General features: G+C 66.4%; 16 protein-coding genes. 7 read left to right on the top strand and 9 right to left on the bottom strand.

Annotated features, from left to right (window positions below; all coding sequences use genetic code 11):
• Nucleotides 1-10: 10 nt before the first annotated feature.
• The 6 genes from RAH32_RS08635 to RAH32_RS08610 all read right to left on the bottom strand — a co-directional run bounded on the left by RAH32_RS08635 (nt 11) and on the right by RAH32_RS08610 (nt 6,940).
• Nucleotides 11-952 carry a substrate-binding domain-containing protein gene (locus RAH32_RS08635; protein WP_306607131.1) on the bottom strand — a complete coding sequence of 314 codons (942 nt, stop codon included), beginning with the start codon at nt 950-952 and terminating at the stop codon, nt 11-13.
• Nucleotides 953-1,008: 56 nt separating this feature from the next.
• The gene (locus tag RAH32_RS08630) at nt 1,009-2,028 is read right to left on the bottom strand and encodes an ABC transporter permease (protein WP_306607128.1); all 1,020 of its coding nucleotides are present in this window, start codon (nt 2,026-2,028) and stop codon (nt 1,009-1,011) included.
• 12 nt (nt 2,029-2,040) lie between these two features.
• Nucleotides 2,041-3,579: a sugar ABC transporter ATP-binding protein gene (locus RAH32_RS08625; protein ID WP_306607126.1), complete on the bottom strand. Its 1,539-nt coding sequence runs from the start codon at nt 3,577-3,579 to the stop codon at nt 2,041-2,043.
• A gap of 59 nt (nt 3,580-3,638) precedes the next feature.
• Nucleotides 3,639-4,580 carry a sugar ABC transporter substrate-binding protein gene (locus RAH32_RS08620; protein WP_306607124.1) on the bottom strand — a complete coding sequence of 314 codons (942 nt, stop codon included), beginning with the start codon at nt 4,578-4,580 and terminating at the stop codon, nt 3,639-3,641.
• A 254-nt stretch (nt 4,581-4,834) separates the two neighbouring features.
• On the bottom strand, nt 4,835-5,863 hold the full coding sequence (locus tag RAH32_RS08615; RefSeq protein WP_306607123.1) for a LacI family DNA-binding transcriptional regulator: 1,029 nt from the start codon (nt 5,861-5,863) through the stop codon (nt 4,835-4,837).
• A 66-nt stretch (nt 5,864-5,929) separates the two neighbouring features.
• A complete protein-coding gene (locus RAH32_RS08610) occupies nt 5,930-6,940 on the bottom strand; it encodes a LacI family DNA-binding transcriptional regulator (RefSeq protein ID WP_306607121.1) in 1,011 nt (336 codons plus the stop codon).
• A gap of 106 nt (nt 6,941-7,046) precedes the next feature.
• Here RAH32_RS08610 and RAH32_RS08605 point away from each other — a divergent pair, with 106 nt between their 5' ends.
• Both RAH32_RS08605 and RAH32_RS08600 read left to right on the top strand, forming a co-directional pair.
• On the top strand, nt 7,047-7,994 hold the full coding sequence (locus RAH32_RS08605; RefSeq protein WP_306607119.1) for a TIM barrel protein: 948 nt from the start codon (nt 7,047-7,049) through the stop codon (nt 7,992-7,994).
• Complete coding sequence (locus RAH32_RS08600; RefSeq protein WP_306607117.1) at nt 7,991-9,163, top strand: Gfo/Idh/MocA family protein; 1,173 nt, start codon at nt 7,991-7,993, stop codon at nt 9,161-9,163. Before RAH32_RS08605 ends, RAH32_RS08600 begins: the two co-directional genes overlap by 4 nt.
• Before the next feature lie 35 nt (nt 9,164-9,198).
• Here the strand turns inward: RAH32_RS08600 and RAH32_RS08595 are convergent, their stop codons facing one another.
• Nucleotides 9,199-10,245 (bottom strand): NAD(P)-dependent alcohol dehydrogenase, encoded by a 1,047-nt coding sequence (locus RAH32_RS08595; protein WP_306607115.1) that lies wholly within the window; start codon nt 10,243-10,245, stop codon nt 9,199-9,201.
• Between the two features lie 11 nt (nt 10,246-10,256).
• Complete coding sequence (locus tag RAH32_RS08590) at nt 10,257-10,559, bottom strand: hypothetical protein (RefSeq protein WP_306607113.1); 303 nt, start codon at nt 10,557-10,559, stop codon at nt 10,257-10,259.
• Here RAH32_RS08590 and RAH32_RS08585 point away from each other — a divergent pair.
• On the top strand, nt 10,549-11,508 hold the full coding sequence (locus tag RAH32_RS08585) for a TIGR03885 family FMN-dependent LLM class oxidoreductase (protein ID WP_306607111.1): 960 nt from the start codon (nt 10,549-10,551) through the stop codon (nt 11,506-11,508). The genes RAH32_RS08590 and RAH32_RS08585 overlap by 11 nt on opposite strands.
• 32 nt (nt 11,509-11,540) lie before the next feature.
• Here RAH32_RS08585 and RAH32_RS08580 read toward each other — a convergent pair whose 3' ends face one another.
• Nucleotides 11,541-13,199, bottom strand: coding sequence for an NAD+ synthase (locus tag RAH32_RS08580; protein WP_306607733.1), 1,659 nt, complete (start codon nt 13,197-13,199; stop codon nt 11,541-11,543).
• A 122-nt stretch (nt 13,200-13,321) separates the two neighbouring features.
• Between RAH32_RS08580 and RAH32_RS08575 the strand changes: the two genes are divergently transcribed.
• From RAH32_RS08575 to RAH32_RS08560, 4 genes are all read left to right on the top strand, one after another.
• Nucleotides 13,322-14,770 (top strand): 2-isopropylmalate synthase, encoded by a 1,449-nt coding sequence (locus RAH32_RS08575; RefSeq protein ID WP_373429686.1) that lies wholly within the window; start codon nt 13,322-13,324, stop codon nt 14,768-14,770.
• A gap of 65 nt (nt 14,771-14,835) precedes the next feature.
• Nucleotides 14,836-15,513, top strand: coding sequence for a GntR family transcriptional regulator (locus RAH32_RS08570; protein ID WP_306607108.1), 678 nt, complete (start codon nt 14,836-14,838; stop codon nt 15,511-15,513).
• A gap of 11 nt (nt 15,514-15,524) precedes the next feature.
• Nucleotides 15,525-16,736: a mannonate dehydratase gene (gene uxuA, locus RAH32_RS08565; protein WP_306607107.1), complete on the top strand. Its 1,212-nt coding sequence runs from the start codon at nt 15,525-15,527 to the stop codon at nt 16,734-16,736.
• Nucleotides 16,736-17,635: a sugar kinase gene (locus RAH32_RS08560; protein ID WP_306607105.1), complete on the top strand. Its 900-nt coding sequence runs from the start codon at nt 16,736-16,738 to the stop codon at nt 17,633-17,635. Before uxuA ends, RAH32_RS08560 begins: the two co-directional genes overlap by 1 nt.
• Nucleotides 17,636-17,637 lie beyond the last annotated feature (2 nt).

Raw genomic sequence — 17,637 nt, 5'->3', positions numbered from 1 at the left:
GCGGCACCGCTTACTTCTGGTAATCGGCCATGTTCTGGGGCGTGACCGGCTCGAAGGGGATCCAGTGTTCGGATTCGACCGTCTCGCCGTTGGCCGCAGCAACGGCGGCCTTCACCGCCTGTTCGCCCTGGCCGGTGGCGTTCTGATAGACGGTCACGTCCATCTGCCCCGCTTCCATCGCCGCCAGCCCGTCGGCAGTGGCGTCGATGCCCGCAATGACGATGTCGCCCTTGCCGGTGGTGGCGGCCAGGGCCTGCGCCGCGCCGATCGCCATTTCGTCGTTGTTGGCGACGATGGCGTCGAACTCCAGGCCCGCCGTCATCCACGAGGTCACCAGATCCTGCGCCTGGACGCGGTTCCAGTTGGCGACCTGCTTTTCGACGATTTCCACCTGGCAGTCGGGCTTGGCAAAGGCTTCCTCGACCATCTTCGTGCGCACCAGGGCGGCGTGGTTTTCCAGCGGTCCCATCAGGATCACGGCCTTGGGATCCTCGCGCCCCTTCAGGGCCTCGCAGACGGCGGCGGCTTCCAGGTTGCCTGCGTCGGTTTCCTCGGAACCCACATAGGCGGTCCCTGCGGGCATCCCGGTTTCCAGTTCCGCCGGCGGGTGGTTCACATAGATCAGCGGAATGCCCGCGCCTGTCGCGGCGGCGGTGATGGCGGCCGTGCTGTCGCCATCGACCGCGTTCACGATGATCGCGTCCACGCCGTTCGCCACGAAGTTCTGCACCTGGTTCAGCTGTTTCGCCACGTCCAGTTGCGCATCCTCGACCGACAGTGTGACGCCTTCGGTCCGCTCGGCCTCGGCGCGGATGCCGTTCAGCAGGATCGTCAGGAAGGGGTTGTCGAACGAGGTCATGGTGACGCCAATCCGGGTTTCCGCCAGGGCGGGTGCTGCCAGCGACAGGCAGAGGGCGGTGGTGGCGGCAATCTTTCCGGGCAGTCTGGTCATGGGGTGCATCCTGACGGTTGGTGTAAAGGGGGGATCAGGGGGGCTGAGGCGCGGGCCTAGCTGGTCTTGCGGCGCTTTCTTTGCCGATGCACGTCGGCCACCACGGCGGCCACGACGATCGCGCCCTTGATCATTTCCTGGTAGTAGGCGTCGAGCCGCAGGAACGTGAAGCCCGAGATGATGACCCCGAAGATGATCATCCCGATGGCCGTGCCCAGGATCGACCCGCGCCCGCCATTGAGCGACACGCCCCCGATCACCGCCATGGCGATGGCGTCGAGTTCATAGGCAAGCCCCATCCCCGCCTGCGCGGTCTGTCCGCGCGCCGCCACCACCATTCCGGCAAGCGCCGCCAGCATCGCGGCGATGACATAGACCTTGACCAGGTGGCGTTCCACGTCGATGCCGGACACGCGGGCGGCCTGGGCATTGGCGCCGATGGCATAGGTGAACTTGCCATAACGGGTGTATTTCATCGCCACGTGGAAGATCGCCGCGACCAGGATGAAGATCACGACCGGCATCATGCCGCTGCCGATCCAGGCGAAGCCCTCGGTCGGGAAGCTGATCGGCTGGCCCTTGGTGTACCACTTGGCGAAGCCGCGCACCGTGACCATCGTGCCCAGGGTGGCGATGAAGGGCGGGATCTTGGTATAGGCGATCAGCCAGCCGTTGATGAAGCCGACGATGGCCCCGCAGCCCAGGCCGATCAGCAGGGGCACGATCATCGGCAGGTCGGTCAGGCCGGGATAGACCGCACGGGCATAGGTCGAGACTTGGGCGAAGGACATCGCCACCATGGCGACCGCGCCCACCACTGACCCGGACGACAGGTCGATCCCGCCCGAGATGATGACCTGCGTCACGCCCACGGCGATGATGCCGATCACGGACACCTGCAGGATCATGATCTTCAGCCGGTTCCAGGAGAACAGGAACGACTGGCCCTGGAAGATCCAGCCCAGGATCTCGAACACAAGCGCGATGCCGATCAGGACCAGCAGGATGTTGACCTCGGCCGGAAGCTTGCGATGGGGACGCGCGGGGGCGCGGGCGGTGATGTCTTGGCTGCTCATGAGGATGTTCCCTTACTTCGCCGCAAGCGACATGATCTTGACCTGGTCGGCCTCGGCCCGGTCCAGGAAGCCGGACACATGGCCCTCGTGCATGACCATGATGCGGTCGGACATGCCCAGCACCTCGGGCAATTCCGAGGAGATCATCAGCACCGCCACGCCCTGCGCGGCCAGTTCGGTGATCAGGCGGTGGATTTCGGATTTCGCGCCCACGTCGATCCCGCGCGTGGGTTCGTCCAGGATCAGGATGCGGGGTTTCGTCAGAAGCCAGCGGGCGATCAGCAGCTTCTGCTGGTTGCCGCCCGACAGGTTTTCCACGGTTTCCTGAAGGTTCGGGGTCTTGACCCGCAGGGTCTTCGCCATGTCCTCGGCCAGGCGGTTGACGGCGGCCTGCTGGACGAAGCCGTGCTTGACATGGCTGCGGGTGATCAGCGCGGACTGGATGTTTTCCAGGCAATCCAGCGTCAGGAAGCAGCCGGTTTCCTTGCGGTCCTCGGTCAGGAAGGCCATGCCATGCGCCATGGCCTGCGCGGGACTGTCGATGGTGACGGGCTTGCCGTCGATCAGGATTTCGCCACTGTCGGCGGGCGTCACGCCGAACAGCGCCTCGGCCACGTTGGACCGCTTGGACCCGACCAGGCCTGCCAGCCCCAGGATCTCGCCGCGCCGCAGGGAGAAGGACACGTCGTGGAAGACGCCCGGCAGGGTCAGGTTGCGCACCTCCAGGATCGTGTCGCCGATGGGGCAGTCGACCTTGGGGAACATGTTGGTGATCTCTCGGCCGACCATCATGCGGATGATGTCGTCGCGGGTCACGTCCTTCGCGTTGTGTGTGCCCACATACTTGCCGTCGCGGAAGACGGTGAATTCGTCGGCGATCTCGAACAGCTCGTTCATCTTGTGGGTGATGTAGACGATGCCGATGCCGCGCTGGCGCAGGTCGCGGATGATGGCGAACAGGTGGTCCACCTCGCGCTCGGTCAGCGCCGAGGTCGGCTCGTCCATGATAAGGACGTCCGAGTTGTGGCTGACTGCCTTAGCGATCTCGACCATCTGCTTCTGCGCCACTGTCAGGTCCGACACCTGCGCGCGGGGGTCCAAGCTGATGTTCAGCCGTGCAAACAGGTCGGCCGTCATCTGCGCCATCTTCGCATGGTCGATCAGGCCGAAGCGGTTCTTGGGCTCGCGCCGGATCCAGATGTTCTCGGCCACCGTCATCCAGTTCATCAGCGCCAGTTCCTGGTGGATCATCGAGATCCCCTGTTCCAGCGCGTCCAGCGGCGACTTCAGCGCGACGACCTGCCCCCGCAGCCGGATCTCGCCCGCGTCGGGCTGATAGACGCCTGCGATGATCTTCATCAGCGTGGACTTGCCCGCGCCGTTCTCGCCCATCAGGGCGTGGACCGTGCCCGGGCGGATGCGCAACTGCACGTCGTCCAGCGCCAGAACGCCCGGAAACTCCTTGCGGATGCCGCTGATCGACAAGACGCCTTCCTGCTCGATCGCCGCGTGGACGCGGTCGATGGCGGCAGCAGTCCTTGGGCTGACCATGAAACTGTCCTCCGGTGGGAAAGGGTGCCGGGGCGCGCGGGGCGCCCCGGCGGCAGGGCTCAGTTCCGGGCCTGGTATTCGGCCAGGTTCGCGGGCGTCACCAGTTCGAAAGGCACATAGACCTTGGTCTCGACCGCCTCGCCGCGCGCCAGCTTCAACGCGGCATCGACCGCGCCCTGGCCCTGACCCGCCGCGTTCTGGAAGACGGTCACGTCCAGGTCGCCCGCCTCCATCGCGGCCAGGGCGTCCTGCGTGGCGTCCACGCCGCCGACGATCACGTCATCCATCGACATGCCCGCCGATTTCATGGCCTGGATCGCGCCAATGGCCATTTCGTCGTTGTTGGAGATCACCGCGTCGAATTCCAGGCCCGAGGTGATCCAGTTCGTCATCAGGTCGGCGGCCTGGGTGCGCGACCAGTTGGCGGTCTGCTCCTCGACGATCTGGATGAAGCTGCATTCGGGCGTGGCGATCACGTCCTTGATGTCCTGGGTGCGCATCCGCGCGGCCTGGTTCGACAACTCGCCCATCAGCACCACGGCCTTGGCCTCGGTCTTGCCGGCCTCTTTCAGCAGGCGGCAGATTTCCTGGGTTTCCAGCGTGCCGGATTCCTTTTCGTCCGATGCCACGAAGGCCTGCTTTTCAGGCAGGCTGTCCACGTTCACCGGCTCGCGGTTGACATAGACCAGCGGGATGCCCGCGTCGGCAGCGGCCTGCGACATGGCGACGGTGGCGTCGGTATCGACCGGGTTCACGATGATCGCGTCCACGCCCGAGGCCACGAAGTTCTGGATCTGGTTCAGCTGCTTGCCCACGTCGTTCTGGGCATCCTCGATCTGCAAGGTCACGCCGTCCAGGCTGGCCGCGTGATCCTGCATCCCGTTGCGCAGCACGGTCAGGAAGTTGTCGTCGAACAGGGCCATGGACACCCCGATATTCTCGGCCTGGGCAGCCGTTCCCAGCAGCCCGCAGATCGCGGTCGCCGTCAGCAGTCGCTTCATGGTCTTCCCTCCACTGATGGTGCGCGTGGCACCTTATTCGTTACTCTGTGCCAGACAGCAGGCCGCAAATGGCCACCCCTGCGGATGCAGGGTTTGCGCGGCGTCGGTCCTTGGCAGGCGGCGACGATTCTCCTCAAGGCTCGTCGCCAGGGAAAGATCACGGAAGGCCGTCCATGGGTCAATCACGCCGTGATCGGGAAAGCCATCATTCCTGATGGAAAATGATGCCTCTGATGATGGTTTTACATCAAAGCCTACAGGCTTTCCGGTGTCCAGATCTGGAAAGGCAGGAACCGCTGGCCTGGATTGTCGGTCAAGCCGTGGTCGCGTGCCTGGATCATCAGGGCCAGGGTTTCCTCGCAAACCTGGCGCAGGGGGGTGCTGATGACGACGGACAGGGTGCGGTCCTGCAAGGCCTCGCGCGAATCCGGCGTCAGTTCATTGACGATCAGCACCACGTCGCCCGGCTTGCGCAACTCGCGCAGGGCGGCGATGGCGCCTTCCATCCCCCCGCCCGCGCAATAGATGCCGACGATGTCGTTGTGCCGTTCCAGAAGTTCGGTCACCGCCTCATAGGTCAACTGCCTTGTCTCCAGGTTCACCTGGGGGTTCAGCAACTCGAAATCGGGGGCGTATTCCCGGAAATAGCTGCGAAATCCGGTTTCACGCAGTTCGTGGCCGTGAAACCGGTGCCCGCCGATGAAGACCGCGACCTTGCCGGGCCTGCGCGCGATCTTGGAAATCAGCCATCCAACCGTTCGGCCGACCTTGATGTTGTTGGTCCCGATATAGCTTTCCCGCACCCCTTGGGCGAAGTCCGACAGCAGGGAAAAGGTGGGGATGCCGCGCGCCCGCAAAGTGCTGACCGCCGCCGTGACCTTGTGGTGGTCCAGCCCGGTGGCCGCGACCGCATCGACCTTCCCTGCCATCGACTCCAGCAACTGCTCCAATTCCCCTGGCAGGGTCGATTGCGCGAATCGCACCGTCACCCGCACCCGGTGCGAGGTGATCTGCGCGGCCTGGTCCTGAAATTCCCGTGCGAAATCCTGGTAAAAGGAGTGTCGTTCCTTTTGCAGGATCAGCGCGGCATGCAGTTCGGGCAGTTCCGCCATCAACCGCGCGCGGATCGCGTTGGCACCGTGATAGCCGATGCGCTGCGCCGCCTCTTGCACGCGCCGCGCGGTTTCCTCTCGCACCTTCAGGCGGCCGTTCAGCACGCGGTCGGCCGTGGCAAGGCTGACGCCCGCCTCGCGCGCAAGGTCGGCAATGGTCGGACGGCGCATCGGCCCTCCTTTCGGTGTGACGGGATCCCTCAGGAATGTGAGGGTTTCACATCATCGGCGGCGGCGTCAAACGCTTTCCGGCATGAAGATCTGGATCTCGGTGGCGACCGATCCTGCGTCGCCATCCAGGCGGCCGATCAGGCGGGCCACGGTTTCCACAGCCAGCCGCGCCTCCAGCACCGGCTTCTGGTCGATGATCGCCTGCACCTGGCGGGTCTTTAGAAGCGCCCGCCGCTGGGGCGTCAGTTCGTGGGTGAGGATGGCGATGGGGCGCGTCTGGCGGATGGGCGCCAGAGCCGCCACCAGTTCCGAACAGCCGGTGGTGCAGAGATAGATGCCGCGCAGGTCGGGGTTCGCCCGCGCCACGCGCAGGGCCAGGGTGGCGGCGGTGGCCTTGTCCTCATGCGTTTCCCGGACCTCGCAGACGCGGATGGCGGGGTGGCGTTCGGCCAGCACGTCGATGAAGCCGCCGCTGCGCGCGCCATGGCCCGGCATGTCGAAGCGGCCGATCAGGACCAGCGTGTCGCCCCCGTCCTGCCCGATCAGGTATCCCATCAGGTCGCCCGCGACGCGACCGGACTGGCGGTCGTCGGGGCCAACAAAGGCGGCGCGGCTGGCGGCGGGCACGTCGTCGGCCATGGTGACGACCGGGATGCGCGCGGGCAGCGCCTCGATCGCCGCGACGATCTGCGGGGCGGCGGGAACGGTCAGGATCATGCCGTCCGCCCAGGCCGAAGCGCGGGCGATCCGGGCGGCAATGCGGTCGGGCTGCGCCGGGTCGATCCATTCGACCTGGAACAGCAGGTTCAGGTCGCGGTGAATGGCGCGGGCCTGTTCGATGCCCTGGCGCAGCTGGGCATGGAACGGATTGGAGGGGGGCTGGATCAGGACCGCGATGCGCTTGGCGGCCGTGGGCGTGACCCGCAGGCTGCGGTCAAGGCCCAGGCGGCGGGCAGCCGCCAGGATCGCCGCTTCCTTGTCTGCGGACACCCCGCCGCGCCGGTTCACCACCCGGTCCACGGTGGCCAGCGATACCCCCGCCGCCTGCGCCACCTTGTCCAGCGTCACTTTTCCCATGGCCCCCCCTTTGCGCGGGACAGTGGCCAGTTGAGGGGATCCCTTCAAGTCCCTTCTTCGCACCCTGCCGCTTGCCGGATAATCCTGCCTGGACCGGAGGAAGCCCATGACCATCACCATCACGACGGCGCCCTGTTGCTGGGGCGTGGACGATGTCTCGAACCCGAACCTGCCCGATTGGCGGCTGGTGCTGAGGGAAGCTGCGGCGGCGGGTTACGGCGGGCTGGAACTGGGGCCATACGGATACATGCCGCTGGATTCGGAAACGGTATCGGACGCCTTGCGACAGCATGGCCTTTACGTCGTGGCGGGCACGATCTTCGACAATCTCGTGGATCCCGCGAACCGCGAGGCGCTGGAACGCCAGGCCCGCCGGATCTGCGCGGTGATCACGGCGCTGCCGAAGCCCCCCTTGTCGCCCGGCCAGCGTTTCGCCGCGCCCTATCTGACGGTGATGGACTGGGGGCACGAGGCGCGCGATTACGCCGCGGGCCATTCCGACCGCGCAATGCGGCTGGACGACGCCGCCTGGGCGGGCATGGTCGCCAACATCCGCGCCATCGCCCGGATCGCGCGGGACGAATACGGCGTCCGCGCCGTGATCCACCCCCATGCGGGCGGTCATGTCGAGTTCGCGGACGAGATCGACCGCATCACCCGCGACATCCCCGCGTCCGAGGCGGGGCTGTGCCTGGACACCGGCCACATCGCCTATGCCGGGATGGATCCCGTTGCGGTGCTGGACCGGTACTGGGACCGGCTGGATTACCTCCACTTCAAGGACATCGACGCCGCCAAGTTCGCGGATGTGATGACCCGCCGCATCCGTTTCTTCGACGCCTGCGCGATGGGCGTGATGTGTCCCATCGGCGACGGCTGCATCGACTATCCCGCGATCCTGTCGCTGCTGGAACGGCGCGGCTATGCCGGTTTCATCACCGTCGAACAGGAACGCGATCCCCGCAATGCGGGCGGGTCGCTGGCCGATGTCGCGAGATCCCGCCGCTATCTGGAAACCGTGGGCTTTGCCCGAGCGAAGGAGACGACCCGATGATCGACGGCACCCGCCTGACGAAAAACGCAATCCGCTGGGGGATGGTGGGCGGCGGCAGGGGCAGCCAGATCGGCTATGTCCACCGATCCGCCGCGATGCGCGACGGGTATTTCCGTCTGCTGGCCGGGGCCTTCGACCTGGATCCCGACCGGGGCCGGGCCTTCGGGGCGGAACTGGGGCTGGAGCCCGATCGCTGCTATGCCGATTACCAGGCGATGTTCGCCGCTGAATCCGCGCGTCCCGACGGTATCCGCTGCGTGACGATCGCCACCCCGAACAACACCCATTACCCGATCACCAAGGCGGCGCTGCTGGCGGGCATCCATGTCATCTGCGAAAAGCCCCTGACCTTCACCACCGCCGAGGCGCTTGACCTGCAAGCCATTGCCCGGGAACGCGGCCTGATCGTCGGCGTCACCTATGGCTATTCCGGCCATCAGATGATCGAGGAAGCCGCCCGCCTTGTGGCAGACGGCACCCTGGGCGAGATCCGCATCGTCACAATGCAGTTCGCGCATGGCTTTCACAGCGCCCCGGTGGAACTGGACAGCCCCGCGGCCCGCTGGCGCGTCGATCCGGCCTTTGCCGGTCCCAGCTATGTCCTGGGGGATCTGGCCACCCATCCCCTGTATATCGCGCAGGTGATCTGCCCCGATCTGCGGATCAGGCGGCTGCTGTGTTCGCGGCAAAGCTTTGTCGCCTCGCGCGCGCCGCTGGAAGACAACGCGACGGTGCTGATGGAATATGAGGGGGGCGCGGTGGGGACGCTGTGGACATCCGCCGTCAATGCAGGGTCCATGCACGGCCAGAAGGTGCGGGTGACCGGGTCCAGGGGGTCCGTCGAATGGTGGGACGAACACCCCAACCAATTGCGGCTTGAAATCCAGGGCGAACCCGCGCGCCTTCTGGACCGCGGGATGCCCTATCTTCATCCGCAATCCGTGATGGACGACCGCATCGGCGCGGGCCACCCTGAAGGGTTGTTCGAGGCCTGGGCGAACCTGCATTCGCGCTTCGCCCAGGCGATCGAGGCGCATGAGGAGGGCGATCCGTCGCGCGTGTCCCACCTGCGCTATCCCGGCGTCGAGGCCGGGGTCGAGGGCGTGCGCTGGGTGGAACATTGCGTCCGGTCCGCAGACGCGGGCGGCGTCTGGGTGGATTATGCCTGACAGCCGGAGGTTTCCCCGACCGTCAGGTGCGTGGTTCAGGCCATCGTGGCGATGTCCATGACAAAGCGGTATTTGACATCGCCCGTCAGCATCCGTTCATAGGCGTCCTCGATCTGATCGGCGCGGATCATCTCGATATCTGCGGTGATCCCGTGCCGGGCGCAGAAATCCAGCATTTCCTGGGTTTCCGGGATGCCGCCGATCAGCGATCCGGCCAGGCTGCGGCGGCGCATGATCAGGTTGAAGACATTGGGCGACGGATGGGGGGTCGCGGGCGCCCCCACCAGCGTCATGGTCCCATCGCGCTTCAGCAGCGCCAGGAAGGCGTCAAGGTCATGCGGGGCGGCGACGGTGTTCAGGATGAAGTCGAAGCTTTGGGAATGGGCCGCCATTTCCTCGGCGTTGCGGGACACGACGACCTCATGGGCGCCAAGTGCCCTGGCCGCGTCCACCTTGTCGGGCGAGGTGGTGAAGGCCACCACATGCGCGCCCATGGCATGGGCCAGCTTCACCCCCATGTGGCCCAGGCCGCCGATGCCCACCACCCCCACCTTCTTGCCCGGTCCCGCGCCCCAGTGGCGCAGCGGTGAATAGGTGGTGATCCCCGCGCACAGCAGCGGGGCGACGGCGGCCAGCTGATCCTCGGGGTGGGTGATCCGCAGGACATAACGTTCATGGACCACGATGGCCTGGGAATAGCCGCCCAGCGTATGGCCCGGGGCATCCGCGGTCGGGCCGTTATAGGTGCCGACCATGCCGTCGCAGTAGTTTTCCAGCCCTTCCTCGCATTCGGCGCAATGCTGGCAACTGTCCACGATGCAGCCGACCCCCACCAGATCGCCCGGCTTGTGGCTGGTGACATGGGCGCCCACCTCGGTCACGCGGCCCACGATCTCGTGCCCCGGAACGCAGGGATAAAGCGTGCCGGCCCATTCGCTGCGCACCTGGTGCAGGTCGGAATGGCAGATGCCGCAATAGACGATCTGGATGCGAACGTCATGCGGACCGGTATCGCGCCGGGTGATGTCCATGGGGCGCAGGGGCTGATCGGCGGCAGGAGCGCCAACGGCACGAATGGTCATGGGATGTCCTTTCATTTGTCATGCACGGGGGCAACGCGGTCAGCGTGCCCATTTCGACCACAGGGGTGCAAGGCCACGGCGCAATGCCCGGCGAAATTGCCGACCCCGTCGCCGTCGCTGTCGCAGAGCCGTTCGACATCGACGCCATGGATGACGGCGTTCTTCCACCATTCGTCCAGTTCCGCCATGTCGCCGTCCGGTGATCCATGCCACAGCGCAAGCATCATGGCCGACGGATTGTTCCCCCAGGGAACTTCCCGCAGGGTCAGGGGCTTCCCGCAGGATTGGAGGAAGGGCACGGTCATGGCACGCATCGGATATCACGCCTCGCACGAGCAATACGACCCGCGGACCCTGTGTGATCTGGCACGCCGTGCCGAGGCTGCGGGCTTCGCGGCCATCAAGTGTTCCGATCATATCCAGCCCTGGAGCACGCGTCAGGGCCATTCCGGCCATGCCTGGACCTGGCTGGGCGCGGCGATGGCCACGACCACGGTGCCCTTCGGCAATATCGCCGCACCGGGATACCGCTATCACCCGGCGGTGATGGCCCAGGCGGCGGCCACGCTGGCGCAGATGTTTCCCGGCCGCTTCTGGGTGGCCCTTGGCACCGGAGAGGCGCTGAACGAGGCGATGACGGGGGTGGCCTGGCCCGACAAGCCGGAACGGAATGCACGGCTGCGGGAATGCTTTGACGTGATGCACGCCCTGCTGCGCGGCGAGACCGTCACGCATCGCGGACGCGTGACCGCCATCGAGGCACGCCTGTGGTCGCTGCCCGACACGCCGCCGCCCCTGTTCGGTGCCGCCGCGACCGAGGACACGGCGCGCTGGCTGGGCGGCTGGGCCGAGGGGCTGCTGACCCTGGGCGGCGATCCGGCCAATGTCGCCCGCGTCCTCGCCGCCTTCCGCGAGGGCGGAGGCGAGGGCAAGCCCGTCCATGTCCAGCAGACGATATCCTGGGCGGATACCGAAGGTCGCGCCATGGCCAACGCGTTGGATCAATGGGCACCCGTGGCGATCGGCGGAGAGATCAACTGGGATGTCCGGCGTCCATCGGATTTCGACCTGCTGGGCCAGTTCGTCGGACCGGACCACATTGGCCGGTCGGTTCGCGTCTCGGCCGATCCGGGGCTGCACCGCGCCGATCTGCAGGCCATCGCCGAACTGGGCGTGGATACGATCTTCGTCCACAATGTCGGGCGCAACCAGCAGGCCTTCATCGACATGGCCGCGCGCGAATTGCTGGGCGGGGTCGGATAGGGACCGGCGCGGGAAGGCGGGCTTGCGCCCGCCTACAGCCGGTCCCGCCAGCGGTTCACCAGGGGATAGCGGCGGTCCAGCCAGAACGCCTTGGTCGAGATCCGGGGTCCGGGGGCCGCCTGATACCGTTTCCATTCGCTGCCATAAAGCAGCCTTTCCACTTTTCGGACGGTATCGGCGTCAAAGCCCTGGTCCACCAGATCGCGCAGCGACAGATCCTGTTCGACAAGCCCGTCCAGGATCGCGTCCAGGATGTCATAGGGGGGCAGGGAGTCCTGGTCCACCTGATCGGGGCGCAGTTCCGCCGAAGGGGGCTTGGTGATGATCCGGGGCGGGATCACCTCGCCCGGCGGGCCCATCATCCAGTCGCGGTGATTGGCGTTGCGCCAGCGGCAGGTTTCGAACACCCGCGTCTTGTACAGATCCTTGATCGGGTTGTATCCGCCCGCCATGTCGCCATAGATCGTGGCATAGCCCACGCCGACTTCGGACTTGTTGCCGGTGGTCAGAAGCATTTCGTTGAACTTGTTGGAAATCGCCATCAGCATCAGGCCGCGCAGGCGGGACTGGATGTTTTCCTCGGTGATGTCGGGCTCGGTGCCTTTCATCAGATCCGCAAGGGCATCCGCCACGGCGTCGCGCGCCCCGTCGATGCGCACCGTATCCAGCCGCGCGCCCAGCCGGCCCGCGCAGTCGGCCGCGTCGTCCAGGCTTGTCTGGGACGTGTATTCGCTGGGCAGCATCACGCAATGTACGTTCTGCGGCCCGATGGCATCCGCGGCGATCGTCGCCACAAGCGCGGAATCGATGCCGCCCGACATGCCCAGCACGACCTTGGAAAACCCGGACTTGCGCAGATAATCGCGCAGGCCCAGCATCATGGCCTGGTAATCCTGTTCCCATTCGTCGGGCTGGGGCACCATCAGCCCCGGCTCGGCACGCCAGCCGTCGTCGGTCAGGGTGAAATCGACATGGGCCAGCATTTCCTGGAAGGGCGGCAGCTGCACGACCTTGTGTCCGCCGGGGTTCAGCACGAAGCTTGCCCCATCGTAAACCTGGTCGTCCTGTCCGCCGGCCATGTTGACATAGACGAGCGGAAGCCCGGTTTCGACCACGCGGGCGACCATGTGGCCCATGCGCAGGTCCAGCTTGTTCCTGTGATAGGGCGACCCGTTGAGCACGATCAGGATCTCGGCCCCGGTTTCGGCCAGCGTCTCGGCCACGTCGGGGGACCAGCTGTCCTCGCAGATGGGCGATCCGATCCGCGCGCCCGCGACGGGATAGGGACCGCTGATCGGGCCGCTGTTGAACAGCCGCCATTCGTCGAACAACTGCTTGTGGGGCAGCCGGTGCTTCAGCACGCGGGCGATCATTTCGCCGTCCTTGAAGACCCAGAACGCGTTATACAGCTTTTCGCCATCGCGCCATGGCCCGCCGATCCCCAGGGCCGGGCCGCCGGTGCAAAGGGCCGCAAGTTCCAGGATCTCCTCCTCGGCCTGGCGGCAGAAGGCGGGTTTCAGCACCAGATCCTGCGTCTGGTATCCGGTGATGAACATCTCGGGCAGGGCCAGCATGTCGGCGCCGGCGGCCTTCGCGGCCTCCCACGCCTCGCGGGCCTTGTCTGCGTTGCCTTGCAGGTCGCCCACCGTGGCGTTCAACTGGCCGATGGTCAGGCGGAAACGGTTGGTCATCATGCAGCCCCTGTTCTCTCGATGCCGTGATAGGCGATGACATGGATAAGGAAAAGTCGGGCTTTGCGCAGCCGGTTCCGCTGCGATAGACCATGGGGCAAAGGACGAAGGGCGGACTGGCGATGAAGGCGGCAAGTTGGGCGGCAATGGTGGCGCTGCTGGCGGGGACCATGGCGGCGGATGCGCAGGTCGTGACCAAGCAATATGACGACGGCGGCGTCTATGAAGGCACCTTCCGCAACGGCCGCCAGCACGGCCAGGGCAGCTATACCCTGCCCAACGGCTATCGCTATGAAGGCGACTGGGTCGAAGGCGAGATTTTGGGCCAGGGCCGCGCCACCTTTCCGAACGGATCGGTCTATGAAGGCCAGTTCGCCGAAGGAAAGCCCAACGGCACCGGCACGATCACCTATGCCGACGGCGGCACCTATGAAGGCGACTGGTCGGCCGGTGAGATCACCGGCAAGGGCGTCGCGCGCTATGCCAACGGCTCGGTCTATACCGGCGATTTCGTCAAGGGCCTGCACCAGGGCAAGGGCGTGCTGACCCAGCCCAACGGCTATCGCTATGAAGGCGACTGGAACGCGGGCGTCAAGGAAGGGCAGGGCAAGATCACCTATCCCGACGGTGCGGTCTATGAAGGCGGGATGCTGGCCGGGCAGCGCGCGGGCAAGGGCAAGCTGACCATGGCCGACGGGCTGGTCTATGACGGCGTCTGGTCGGCGGGGCAGATGTCCGGCACGGGCGTCCTGGTCCAGTCCTCGGGCGACCGCTACGAGGGCCAGATGCTGAACGGCAGGCGCGAAGGGCAGGGTGTCGCCACCTATGCCAACGGCGATGTCTATGACGGCGCCTTCAAGGCCGACCGCCGCCACGGCCAGGGCACCTTCACCGGCACCGACGGCTATGTCTATACGGGGTCGTGGGTGGAAGGCCGGATGGAGGGCGAAGGCCAGATCACCTATCCTGACGGATCGGTCTATACCGGCGGCATGAAGGACGACCGGCCCCACGGCAGCGGGACCATCACCTATCCCGACGGGGCCAGCTATTCCGGCCAATGGGCCGCGGGCGTGATCGAGGGCGAGGGCAAGGCCACCTATGCCAATGGCATGGTCTATGAAGGCGGCTTCAGAAATGCCCGGAATCACGGACTGGGCCGGATGACCTATCCCGACGGCTATGTCTATAACGGCGCCTGGGCGGATGGTCAGCGCCATGGCGAAGGCCAGGCCACCTATCCCGACGGCACGGTCTATACCGGCGGCTTCGCGAATGGCTTGCGCGAGGGACAGGGCAAGCTGACGACGCCGGACGGCTTCACCTATGAAGGCGGCTGGAAGGCGGGCGAGATCGACGGCACCGGCGTCGCCACCTATGCCAGCGGCGACCGCTATGAGGGCAGCTTCGTGGCGGGCAAGCGGCAAGGCCAGGGCGTGATGCGCTATGCCAGCGGCGAAGTCGCGTCGGGCGAATGGGACCAGAACCGGCTGGTCGAGAGCGGCCCCACGCCGGCGGCAGGTGCGACGGAAACCCCGGCCATGCCGACGGATGCCCCCACAACCCCCTGAATCGGATTCCGGGAGGCTTTACTTGTATGGAAGTATGGCATAGATTGCTTGGCGGGGAGGCTTCCATGGACATTGCACGCATCACGATCGCGCCCAGCACTGCGTTCCAGGTCCATGACTGGCTGCGCAAACGTGTCCAGCAGGGCGATCTGCCCCCCGGCATGCGCATCAGCGAAACCGAGGTCGCGGCCGCCATCGGCATCAGCCGCCAGCCCGTGCGAGAGGCTTTCATCCGCTTGGCCAGCGACGGCCTGGCCGAGGTCCGCCCGCAGCGCGGCACCTATATCAGCAAGATATCGGTCGCGGCGGTCCTGTCCGCCCGCTTCATCCGCGAGGCGGTCGAGGCCGACCTGGCCCGCATCGTGGCCCAGGCACGGCCTGCCGAGATGCTGGACCGCATGGCGGATGAAATCGCCCGCCAGACAGCCGCGGACCAGGCCGGGAACGTCAACGACTTCATTGAATCCGACGACCGCTTCCACCGCCTGCTGGCCCTGGCGGCGGGACAAGAGGCGGTCTGGGCGGATCTGGAACGGCTCAAGGCGCAGATGAACCGGTTGCGGCACCTGTCCATGCGCGCCTTCGACCGCGGCTTCATCATCGGCCAGCACCAGCAGATCCTGGACGCCTTGCGCAAGGGCGATGCGGACGCGTCCGAGACCGCGATGCGCACCCATCTGCGCCAGATGCTGACCGAAGTGCCGCAGATGGCAGCGGCCCGGCCCGACTATTTCACCGACTGAGAGAGGATTACATGCGACAGACCTGGCGTTGGTTCGGTCCGAACGACCGCGTGTCCATCGACGACATGCTGCAAGCGGGCGTCCAGGGTGTCGTGACGGCCCTGCATCATGTCCCCACGGGCACCGTCTGGACGCCCGAGGAAATTGACCGGCGTCAGGCCCAGCTTGCGGTCATGCGCGACGGCACGCCATCCGGGCTGGAATGGGAGGTCGTGGAAAGCCTGCCCGTCAGCGAGGCGATCAAGACCCAGACCGGCGACTGGCGGGGCCATGTGCAGAACTGGACCCAATCCATGCGGAACCTGCACGCGGCGGGGATCCGGGTGATCTGCTACAACTTCATGCCGGTGCTGGACTGGACCCGCACCGACCTGGAATGGCGCCGCCCCAACGGCGCGCGCTGCATGCGCTTCGACCTGACCGACTTCGCGGCCTTCGACATCCATATCCTGGAACGCCCCGGCGCGGCCGAGGATTTCCCCGAAGACATCCGACAGGCCGCTTCCCGCCGCTTTGCCGACATGGACGACGGCGCGCGCCGGCAGCTTGCCGGAAACGTGGTCTTCGGCCTGCCCGGCGCGGCCGAGCATCTGACCATGGGCGACGTGCGTGACCTGCTGCAAACCTATGCCCCGGTGACGGACGCGGTGCTGCGCCGCAACTTCAACGATTTCCTGGAACAGGTAGCCCCCGTCGCGCAGGATCTGGGAATGCGGCTGTGCTGCCACCCGGACGATCCGCCCTTCCCCCTGCTGGGCCTGCCCCGCGTCATGTCCACCGAGGCCGATTACGCCGAACGCATGGCGGCGGTGGACCTGCCCGCCAACGGCATCACGCTGTGTTCCGGCTCGCTGGGGGCAAGGCACGACAATGACCTGCCCGGCATGATGCGCCGCTTGGGCGACCGGGTGCATTTCCTGCACCTGCGCAACGTCCGCCGCGACAGCGACACCGTCCCCGCCAGCTTCTTCGAGGATGAACATCTGGCCGGTCAGACCGACATGGTGGACCTGATCGACGCCATCCTGGCCGAGGAGGCACGCAGGCGGGCTGCCGGACGCGAGGACTGGCGCATCCCCATGCGCCCCGATCACGGCCAGGATATCCTGGATGACATCGGCCGCGGCGGGCAACCGGGCTATCCCGCGATCGGTCGCCTCAAGGGGCTGGCGGAACTGCGCGGCGTGGAACTCGCCCTGTCGCGAAGGCACCGGGCCGCCTGATGCGCATCCTGTCCATCGGAGAGGCGATGGTCGAACTGGGCCAGTCGGACCAGCCCGGCCTGTGGCGCCTGGGGATTGCCGGCGATACGCTGAACACGGCCTGGTATCTGCGCCGCCTGCTGGGCGCGGACTGGCAGGTCGATTACCTGTCCCGCGTGGGCCAGGGCGCCTTTTCGCAGCAGATGGTGGACTTCCTGGCGTCGGAAGGCATCGGCACCGCCCATGTCGGCCGCGATCCCGACCGGGAAATCGGGCTTTATGCCATCAGCCTCGAGGACGGCGAACGCAGCTTCGCCTATTGGCGCGATACGTCGGCGGCCAAGCGGCTGGCCGACGATCCGGCGGTTCTGGACGCGGCGCTTGACGGTGCGGCGGTCGCCTATTTCTCGGGCATCACGGTGGCGATCCTTCCGCCGCAGGGCCGGGCAAACCTGCTGGCGGCCCTGTCCCACGCCAGGGCGGCGGGAACGCAGGTGGTCTTCGACCCGAACCTGCGTCCGCGCCTGTGGGCCGACGCCGCCACGATGCGCCAAGGCATCAGCGATGCGGCGGCAGGTGCAGACCTGGTCCTGCCCAGCTTCGACGATGAATCCAGCCATTTCGGCGATGCCGATCCCCAGGCGACCGTCGCGCGCTACCTGGCGCTTGGGGCGGGGCAGGTGGTGGTCAAGAACGGCGGCGGGCCGATCCGCTTTGGCGGGGCCGAGGGATCGGGGCTGATCGACGAACTTGCGCCCGAAACCCCCGTGGACAGCACGGCGGCGGGCGACAGCTTCAATGCGGGCTATCTGGCGGCCCACCTGTCGGGCGCGGATTGCGCCACGGCCATCGCGGCGGGCCATGGCCTCAGCCGCAAGGTGATCCGCCATCGCGGCGCCCTGGTGGCCGAGGCCCTGTAGGG

Origin of the sequence: Paracoccus yibinensis (assembly GCF_030846195.1) — a bacterium.
In the GTDB taxonomy this organism is placed as follows: Bacteria; Pseudomonadota; Alphaproteobacteria; order Rhodobacterales; family Rhodobacteraceae; genus Paracoccus; species Paracoccus yibinensis.
This window is presented reverse-complemented; position numbering and strand designations above follow the sequence as displayed.

What these genes read in the sequence shown, in the direction of transcription:
- RAH32_RS08610 (WP_306607121.1), bottom strand. Translation starts at nt 6,940, where the DNA reads ATGGGAAAAGTGACGCTGGACAAGGTGGCGCAGGCGGCGGGGGTATCG.
- RAH32_RS08605 (WP_306607119.1), top strand. Translation starts at nt 7,047, where the DNA reads ATGACCATCACCATCACGACGGCGCCCTGTTGCTGGGGCGTGGACGAT.
- RAH32_RS08575 (WP_373429686.1), top strand. Translation starts at nt 13,322, where the DNA reads ATGAAGGCGGCAAGTTGGGCGGCAATGGTGGCGCTGCTGGCGGGGACC.
- RAH32_RS08630 (WP_306607128.1), bottom strand. Translation starts at nt 2,028, where the DNA reads ATGAGCAGCCAAGACATCACCGCCCGCGCCCCCGCGCGTCCCCATCGC.
- RAH32_RS08625 (WP_306607126.1), bottom strand. Translation starts at nt 3,579, where the DNA reads ATGGTCAGCCCAAGGACTGCTGCCGCCATCGACCGCGTCCACGCGGCG.
- RAH32_RS08560 (WP_306607105.1), top strand. Translation starts at nt 16,736, where the DNA reads ATGCGCATCCTGTCCATCGGAGAGGCGATGGTCGAACTGGGCCAGTCG.
- RAH32_RS08580 (WP_306607733.1), bottom strand. Translation starts at nt 13,199, where the DNA reads ATGACCAACCGTTTCCGCCTGACCATCGGCCAGTTGAACGCCACGGTG.
- RAH32_RS08635 (WP_306607131.1), bottom strand. Translation starts at nt 952, where the DNA reads ATGACCAGACTGCCCGGAAAGATTGCCGCCACCACCGCCCTCTGCCTG.
- RAH32_RS08590 (WP_306607113.1), bottom strand. Translation starts at nt 10,559, where the DNA reads ATGCGTGCCATGACCGTGCCCTTCCTCCAATCCTGCGGGAAGCCCCTG.
- RAH32_RS08615 (WP_306607123.1), bottom strand. Translation starts at nt 5,863, where the DNA reads ATGCGCCGTCCGACCATTGCCGACCTTGCGCGCGAGGCGGGCGTCAGC.
- RAH32_RS08600 (WP_306607117.1), top strand. Translation starts at nt 7,991, where the DNA reads ATGATCGACGGCACCCGCCTGACGAAAAACGCAATCCGCTGGGGGATG.
- RAH32_RS08595 (WP_306607115.1), bottom strand. Translation starts at nt 10,245, where the DNA reads ATGACCATTCGTGCCGTTGGCGCTCCTGCCGCCGATCAGCCCCTGCGC.
- RAH32_RS08620 (WP_306607124.1), bottom strand. Translation starts at nt 4,580, where the DNA reads ATGAAGCGACTGCTGACGGCGACCGCGATCTGCGGGCTGCTGGGAACG.
- uxuA (WP_306607107.1), top strand. Translation starts at nt 15,525, where the DNA reads ATGCGACAGACCTGGCGTTGGTTCGGTCCGAACGACCGCGTGTCCATC.
- RAH32_RS08585 (WP_306607111.1), top strand. Translation starts at nt 10,549, where the DNA reads ATGGCACGCATCGGATATCACGCCTCGCACGAGCAATACGACCCGCGG.
- RAH32_RS08570 (WP_306607108.1), top strand. Translation starts at nt 14,836, where the DNA reads ATGGACATTGCACGCATCACGATCGCGCCCAGCACTGCGTTCCAGGTC.